The 6,608-nt window shown below is 65.0% G+C and carries 8 protein-coding genes; all 8 read left to right on the top strand.

Annotation, left to right across the window (positions count from 1 at the left end):
• A partial coding sequence (locus tag MT962_RS22165) for a fimbrial protein (protein ID WP_247366413.1) occupies positions 1 to 402 on the top strand: 402 nt, incomplete at its 5' end.
• 71 nt (positions 403 to 473) lie between these two features.
• A complete protein-coding gene (locus MT962_RS22160; protein WP_125454181.1) occupies positions 474 to 1,034 on the top strand; it encodes a fimbrial protein in 561 nt (186 codons plus the stop codon).
• A 32-nt stretch (positions 1,035 to 1,066) separates the two neighbouring features.
• The gene (locus MT962_RS22155) at positions 1,067 to 3,610 is read left to right on the top strand and encodes an outer membrane usher protein (RefSeq protein WP_247366412.1); all 2,544 of its coding nucleotides are present in this window, start codon (positions 1,067 to 1,069) and stop codon (positions 3,608 to 3,610) included.
• A gap of 37 nt (positions 3,611 to 3,647) precedes the next feature.
• Positions 3,648 to 4,412: a fimbria/pilus periplasmic chaperone gene (locus tag MT962_RS22150; protein WP_247366411.1), complete on the top strand. Its 765-nt coding sequence runs from the start codon at positions 3,648 to 3,650 to the stop codon at positions 4,410 to 4,412.
• A 23-nt stretch (positions 4,413 to 4,435) separates the two neighbouring features.
• Positions 4,436 to 5,005 (top strand): fimbrial protein, encoded by a 570-nt coding sequence (locus MT962_RS22145; RefSeq protein ID WP_247366410.1) that lies wholly within the window; start codon positions 4,436 to 4,438, stop codon positions 5,003 to 5,005.
• 10 nt (positions 5,006 to 5,015) lie between these two features.
• The gene (locus MT962_RS22140; RefSeq protein WP_247366409.1) at positions 5,016 to 5,537 is read left to right on the top strand and encodes a fimbrial protein; all 522 of its coding nucleotides are present in this window, start codon (positions 5,016 to 5,018) and stop codon (positions 5,535 to 5,537) included.
• Between the two features lie 9 nt (positions 5,538 to 5,546).
• Positions 5,547 to 6,143, top strand: a complete 597-nt coding sequence (locus tag MT962_RS22135; RefSeq protein WP_247366408.1) for a fimbrial protein — start codon at positions 5,547 to 5,549, stop codon at positions 6,141 to 6,143.
• An 11-nt stretch (positions 6,144 to 6,154) separates the two neighbouring features.
• Positions 6,155 to 6,608: fimbrial protein (locus MT962_RS22130; protein WP_247366407.1), on the top strand; the 454-nt coding region annotated here is incomplete at its 3' end.

Raw genomic sequence — 6,608 nt, 5'->3', positions numbered from 1 at the left:
AACCCGGACAGCATCGACCAGACCGTGAATCTGGGCCAGGTGTCCAACGTGGCGCTGAAGGCCAGCGGCAACACCGGTACTTCCGTACCGCGTAATTTTGAAATCAAACTGGAAAACTGCGACACCACGACCCTGAAGTCCGTCAAAACCACCTTCACCGGTGCGGAAGGCGCGACTGACGGCTCACTGGGCATCACCGGTACCGCCAAGGGCGCAAGCATCATCCTGACCAACGGCGACGGCGAGCAGATCAAACTGGGCGAAGCCTCTGCGGCGCACATGCTGCAGAACGGCAACAACACCCTGCTGTTCTCCGCCTACCTGAAGGGCGACGGCGCCTCTGCCACCGTGACCCCGGGTGACTTCACTGCGGTGGCCGACTTCACCCTGGCCTACCAGTAATCGCAGTCCCCCCTTAACGCATGCCCGCGCGGGCGGGCATGTGTTTTTTTCAGACACCAGAGACGGAACTCATGAACAGATTCTTACGCGGCGCCACGGCGTTCGCGCTGCTGGCGGCTGCCTGCGCGGCGCAGGCCTCCCGGCAGGCGGCCACGCCGGGCAGCGAATTTGACCTGGGGCTTACCGGGCGGGTGAGTATGGAAGGCGTCATTCTGTCGAGCGCCTGCGACATCACCACCGGCGACAGCGACCAGACGGTGGCGATGGGCAGCGAGACGCGCGGCCATATGCGGCGCACCGGACAGGGCGAGCCGCATCCGTTTTCCATCAGCCTGACCGGCTGCGCGCTGGCGCAGGCGGACGACCCGGCGCCCTGGCAGGTGCTGCAGGTGACCTTTGACGGCGAGCGCGAGGACGGGCTGTTCCGCGTCGGCGGCATGGCGTCCGGCGTGGCGCTGGAGCTCACCGACAGCCGCGGCGCGGTGATACGCCCCGGCGAGGCCGTCTCTTACCGCCAGGCGGCGGCGGACGATATCCGCCTGGATTATTACCTGACGCTGAAAACCACCACGCGCGAATTAATGGCCGGCGACTACCGCGCCGTTATCCGCTACCGGGTTGATTATTTCTGACTGTTTTTCATCCTCTGGCGGATATAACGGACATGGCTGACGTTTCTATTAATAAAACGCGTAATAAAGCGCGCGACGCGACGGCGCGAATCAATCACGGCGCGGTCAGAATAATAAAACTTTCCGCACTGACCGTCTGCGTGCTGGCGGGGATCCGCGCGCCGGCAGTGGCGGCGGACGACATCCAGTTTAATACCGACGTGCTGGATGTGAAGGACAAACAGAATATCGATTTAAGCCAGTTTTCAAAACGCGGCTATATCATGCCGGGCGACTACACCTTCCGCATTAAGGTCAACCAGAACGAACTGGACGAGCGGACGGTCAGCGTTTACCCGGCGGAAACGGACAAAAACCGCTCCGTGGCCTGCCTGGCGCCGGAGGTGGTGAAGAGTTTCGGCCTGAAGGAAAAATACCTGGCGGCGCTGAAGCCCTGGCACCAGGGGCAGTGTCTGGATGTCACCGCGCTCAGCGGCGTGGAGGTGACGCCGGACCTCGGCAACGGCCTGCTTGCGGTGAGCGTGCCGCAGGCCTACCTCGAGTACAGCTCGGACGACTGGGTGCCGCCCGCGATGTGGGACAACGGCATTCCCGGCCTGCTGGCGGACTACAACCTGAACGCCCAGGCGCGCCATAACGAGCGCGGCGGCGATGACAACACCGTCTCGGGCAACGGCACCGTCGGCGCCAACCTCGGGGCGTGGCGCGCCCGCGCCGACTGGCAGGCGAACTACGACGACCGCAGCGGTGAATACAGCAGCGGCCAGAAGCAGTGGACCTGGAGCCGGCTGTACCTCTACCGCGCGCTGACCGGGCTGAAGGCGAAGCTGACGCTCGGCGAGGACTACGTGAACTCGGCCCTGTTCGACAGCTTCCGCTTCACCGGGGCGAGCGTGGTGTCGGACGACAACATGCTGCCGCCGAACCTGCGCGGCTACGCGCCGGAGGTTACCGGCGTGGCGAAGACCAACGCCCGGGTCACCGTCTCCCAGCAGGGGCGGGTGATATACGAGACCCAGGTGGCGGCGGGGCCGTTCGCCATTCAGGACCTGAGCACCGCGGTCACCGGCACGCTGGACGTGCGCGTCCAGGAGCAGGACGGCTCGGTCCAGGAATACAAGGTCAACACGGCGAGTATCCCGTACCTGACCCGGCCGGGCAGCGTGCGCTACAAGTTCTACGCCGGCAAGCCCACCAGCTATGACCACCATGCCGACGGCGACACCTTCGGCACCGGCGAGTTCTCCTGGGGGGTCAGCAACGGCTGGTCGCTGTACGGCGGCATGGTCTCGAGCTCGAAGTACATCTCGCTTGCCGCCGGTATCGGCCGCGACCTGATGGCGCTCGGCGCGCTGGCCTTCGACGTGACCCGCTCGGACGCCAAGCTTGAGAACGAGCACCGCCACGGCCAGTCGTACCGGGTGAGCTACTCGAAGACCTTTGACGGGACCGGCAGCCAGGTGACCTTTGCGGGCTACCGCTTCTCGGAGAAGGACTTCATGAGCTTCGCCGACTACGTGAGCTACCGCTCGGATTACGGCGACTACATGCAGAGCAAGGAGATGTACACCGTCACCTTCAGCCAGCAGTTCGAGAAGCTGGGCCTGAGCGCGTACCTCAACTACTCGCACCAGACCTACTGGAACAACCCGGCGGAGGACCGCTACAGCCTGTCGCTGTCGCGCTACTTCGATATCGGCAGGTGGAAGAACATCAGCGCCTCGCTGACCGCCTACCGCAACAAATTTAACGGCGAGAATGACGACGGCATGTACCTGTCGCTCTCGGTGCCGTGGGGGGATGCGGGCACGCTCGGGCTGAACTCGTCGTACAGCGGCGACGCCAGCAGCCATAACCTGAGTTACTACAGCCGGCTGGATAACGGCGACAACTACCGCGTTGCGGCGGGCGGCACGGATGACGGCGGCAGCCTCAGCGGCTACTACGACCACCCGGGCGACCTGGCGGAGGTCACCGGCAACCTGGATTACCAGCACGGGCAGTACAGCGCGGCGGGGCTCTCGCTGCGCGGCGGCCTGACCGCCACGGCGAAGGGGGCGGCGCTGCACCGCTCGAACGTGGCGGGCGGCACCCGCGTGCTGGTGGATACCGGCGACGCGGCGGATATCCCGGTGCACGGCTACAGCAACAACACGTACACCAACCGCTTCGGCAAGGCGGTCATTACTGAGGTCAGCGACTACAGCAAGAACAGCCTGAGCCTGGACATCAACAACCTGCCGGAGAACGCCGAGGCCACGGCCTCGGTGGCCCAGGCGACGCTGACCGAGGGGGCCATCGGCTACCGCCGGTTTAACGTGATTGCCGGGCAGAAGGCGATGGCGGTTATCCGCCTGGCGGACGGCAGCTACCCGCCGTTCGGCGCCAGCGTGCGCAACGCGGAGAAACAGGAGGTCGGCCTCGTCAATGATGAGGGCCAGGCGTACCTCAGCGGCCTGAAGCCGGGCGCCAGACTGAGCGTGAGCTGGAACGGGGCGGCGCAGTGCGCGGTGACCCTGCCGGCGAGCCTCGCAGGAGTGAGCCAGAACGGAAATCTGTTACTGCCGTGCCACTGAGGCACGGCGCAGAACCACTTTTACCGAGTATGCAGAAATGAAGCCATTAATCCGTAAACCGAACCTTTCCGTTATCAGTGTTGCCCTGGTGAGTATCCTCACCGCGCAGCAGGCCTGCGCGGCCATCGCCCTGGACCGCACCCGTGTGGTCTATAACGGCGGCGAGAAGTCGGTGAGCCTGAACATCAGCAACGAGAACAAAAAGCTGCCCTACCTGGCCCAGGCCTGGATGGAGGACGCGCAGGGCAACAAAATCACCAGCCCGCTGACGGTGCTGCCGCCGGTGCAGCGCGTGGAGCCGGGGGCGAAGAGCCAGGTGAAGGTGCAGGCCGCGCCGGCCGTCGCCGCGCTGCCCCAGGACCGGGAGACGCTGTTCTACTTCAACCTGCGGGAAATCCCGCCGCGCAGCGACAAGCCCAACACCCTGCAGATAGCGCTGCAGACCCGCATCAAGCTGTTCTACCGCCCGGCGGCCATTGCGCTGGACAAGACCCAGGCGGCGAAGGGCGACTGGGTGGAAAAAGTCACGCTCACCCGCAACGGCGACAAATATGTGGTGAACAACCCGACGCCGTACTACCTGACCCTGGTGGAGGGCACGGCGGGGGTGAAGGGCAAAGCCGTGCCGTTTGAGCCGGTGATGGTGAGCCCGAAGGGCAGCGCCACCCTTGAGGCGTCCGCCGCCGCGTTCGGCGCCAGCCCGGTGCTGACCTACGTCAACGACTACGGCGGCCGCCCGCAGCTTCAGTTCAGCTGTGGCGGGGCCACCTGCACCGGCAAGCTGGTGCAGGACAAAAACTAACCGCCGGTGAAAGGAGGCACAGGATGAACAGGATGAGATTACTTGCCGGCCTGCTGGCGCTGGCCGCGGCCGGTGCGGCGGCGGATGAACTGCCGCTGGCGGATAACGGCCAGCTTTACGTGTACGGCAGCCTGCTGGAGAACACCTGCCGGCTGACCATGGACTCGGCATACCAGGAGGTGGACCTGGGCGCCACGTCACGGGCGCAGGTGCGCCTGACGGGCGAGAGCGCCCGGCCGGTGACGGTGACGCTGCGCCTGCGCGACTGCCCGGTGCTCGGCAACTGGAGCAGCAACATCACGCCGCTGACCGAAACGGTGAGCACGCAGCAGCCGCCCTACCGGGCGCGTTTTGTGGCGAAGGCGGACGACACGAACCCGGAGCTGGTGAAGGTGACGGGCGCATCGGGTATCGGGCTGCGCCTGCGCGACAGCCGGGGGCAGACGGTGAAGCTCTCGCGTGAGAGCGACACGCTGCTGCTGACGCCGGGCCAGGACCGGGTGACCTTCACCCTGGCGCCGGAGCGTACCGCCGCGCCGTTCACCGCCGGGCCGTACCATGCGCTGATTAACTTCAGCATGATTTACGAGTAGGGGGCGGGCGATGAAAAAGCGGATGCTGCCCCTGCTGCTGCTGGCCTGTACCACGCAGGCGCCGGCGGCGGCGGATAATGTGCATTTCTCCGGCACGCTGGTGGCGGAGCCCTGCACCCTGCCGGATGCCGATACCGATATCCGGCTGGATTTCGGTACGGTGGTGACGAAATACCTCTACCAGTACCAGCGGACAAAAAGCCAGCCGTTCGCCATCCACCTCCAGGAGTGCGACCCGGCCATCATGAAGACGGTCAGCGTGACTTTCCAGGGCACGGCGGATACCGAACTGCCGGACCTGCTGGCGACGGATGCCTCGGGCACGGCAAAAGGCGTGGCGGTGGGTATTGAACGCCAGGACGGCACGCTGCTGCCGGTGAATAAAGCCAGCCCGGAGATGCCGCTGGTGAGCGGCAGCACCACGCTGAACTTTAACGCCTTCGTGCAGATACAGCCGACCGTACTGGCAAACAGGTCGCTGACCGAAGGCAGCTTCACCGCCATCAGCACGTTTATCCTGGGCTACCAGTAAGGAATGAAGTTGAAAAGGACGACATACGGCCTGCCCGGCGGTAACGGGCGGGGGACCATCAGGACGGGCAGGGCATGGAAACTGCTGCTGGCCGCGCTGCTGACGTGCGGCGTCATCCACGATGTGGCTGCCAATAAGGGCGACCAGTCCTCCATGAACATTAGTATCACGGGGACGGTCACGGCGAACGGGAGCTGTGAGTTTAACCAGGGCGGGTCGCTGCAGGTGGACTTCGGCCAGGTCCGGCTGAAGGCGACAGGCGCCACGACCGTCCAGCTGGACGGCAGCTATGAGCAGCCGCTCGCCGCCAGCTTCACCTGTTCGGGCGACAGCGCGGGCCTGCTGCAGATGAAGTTCACCTCCTCTTCCGGCAGCTATGAAACCTATAACGGCACCAAAGTGCTGGGCACGGACAAGGGCATTGTGGGGATTGAGCTGCTGGTGAACGGCACGGCGCAGACCATGGACGCCTGGTTCAGCATCGACCAGAAGAACCCGCCTGCCCTGCGGGCGAAGCTGGTGCAGGTGAGTACCGCAAACAGCAAGAACGTGGTCAGCGGCGATGTCTTCACCGCCTCCGGCTCGCTGGTGATGGCGTTTAACTGAGGACGTGAAGGATGAGAACAGAACGTATCGCCCTGCTGCTTGCCGGGGCCGCCATGCTGGCGGCGGGGCTGCTGCAGACGGCCCGGGCAGCGCAGACCGGCGACAGCATGAGCGTGAATTTTCGCGGTGAGTTTGTGATGGTCACGGCCTGCACCGTTAATAACGACCAGGTCATTGACGTGGCGTTCGGCCAGGTGGGGGTGAACAAGGTCAACGGCACTAACTACCGGCAGCCCATTCCCTATACCGTGGACTGCAAGGGGGCCGCCGACAGCTCGCCGCTGAGCCTGACGATGAGCGGCACGGCGGCGGGCTACGACGACGCGGCGGTCACCACCAGCGCGGACGGGCTCGGTATCCGGATAGAGGCCAACGGCCAGCCGCTGACGCTGAACGCGCCGCTGGAGACCACGCTGGGGGCGCTGCCGTCGCTGAAGCTCACGGCGGTGCCGGTGCAGGACCCGG

The sequence above is a fragment of the Franconibacter sp. IITDAS19 genome (assembly GCF_023079515.1).
Lineage (GTDB): Bacteria > Pseudomonadota > Gammaproteobacteria > Enterobacterales > Enterobacteriaceae > Franconibacter > Franconibacter pulveris.
Note: the sequence above shows the minus strand (reverse complement) of the source record. Positions and strands in the feature narration are given on the sequence as shown.

Excerpts from the sequence above, each read along its gene's own strand:
- MT962_RS22160 (WP_125454181.1), top strand. The coding sequence starts at position 474 with ATGAACAGATTCTTACGCGGCGCCACGGCGTTCGCGCTGCTGGCGGCT.
- MT962_RS22155 (WP_247366412.1), top strand. The coding sequence starts at position 1,067 with ATGGCTGACGTTTCTATTAATAAAACGCGTAATAAAGCGCGCGACGCG.
- MT962_RS22150 (WP_247366411.1), top strand. The coding sequence starts at position 3,648 with ATGAAGCCATTAATCCGTAAACCGAACCTTTCCGTTATCAGTGTTGCC.
- MT962_RS22145 (WP_247366410.1), top strand. The coding sequence starts at position 4,436 with ATGAACAGGATGAGATTACTTGCCGGCCTGCTGGCGCTGGCCGCGGCC.
- MT962_RS22140 (WP_247366409.1), top strand. The coding sequence starts at position 5,016 with ATGAAAAAGCGGATGCTGCCCCTGCTGCTGCTGGCCTGTACCACGCAG.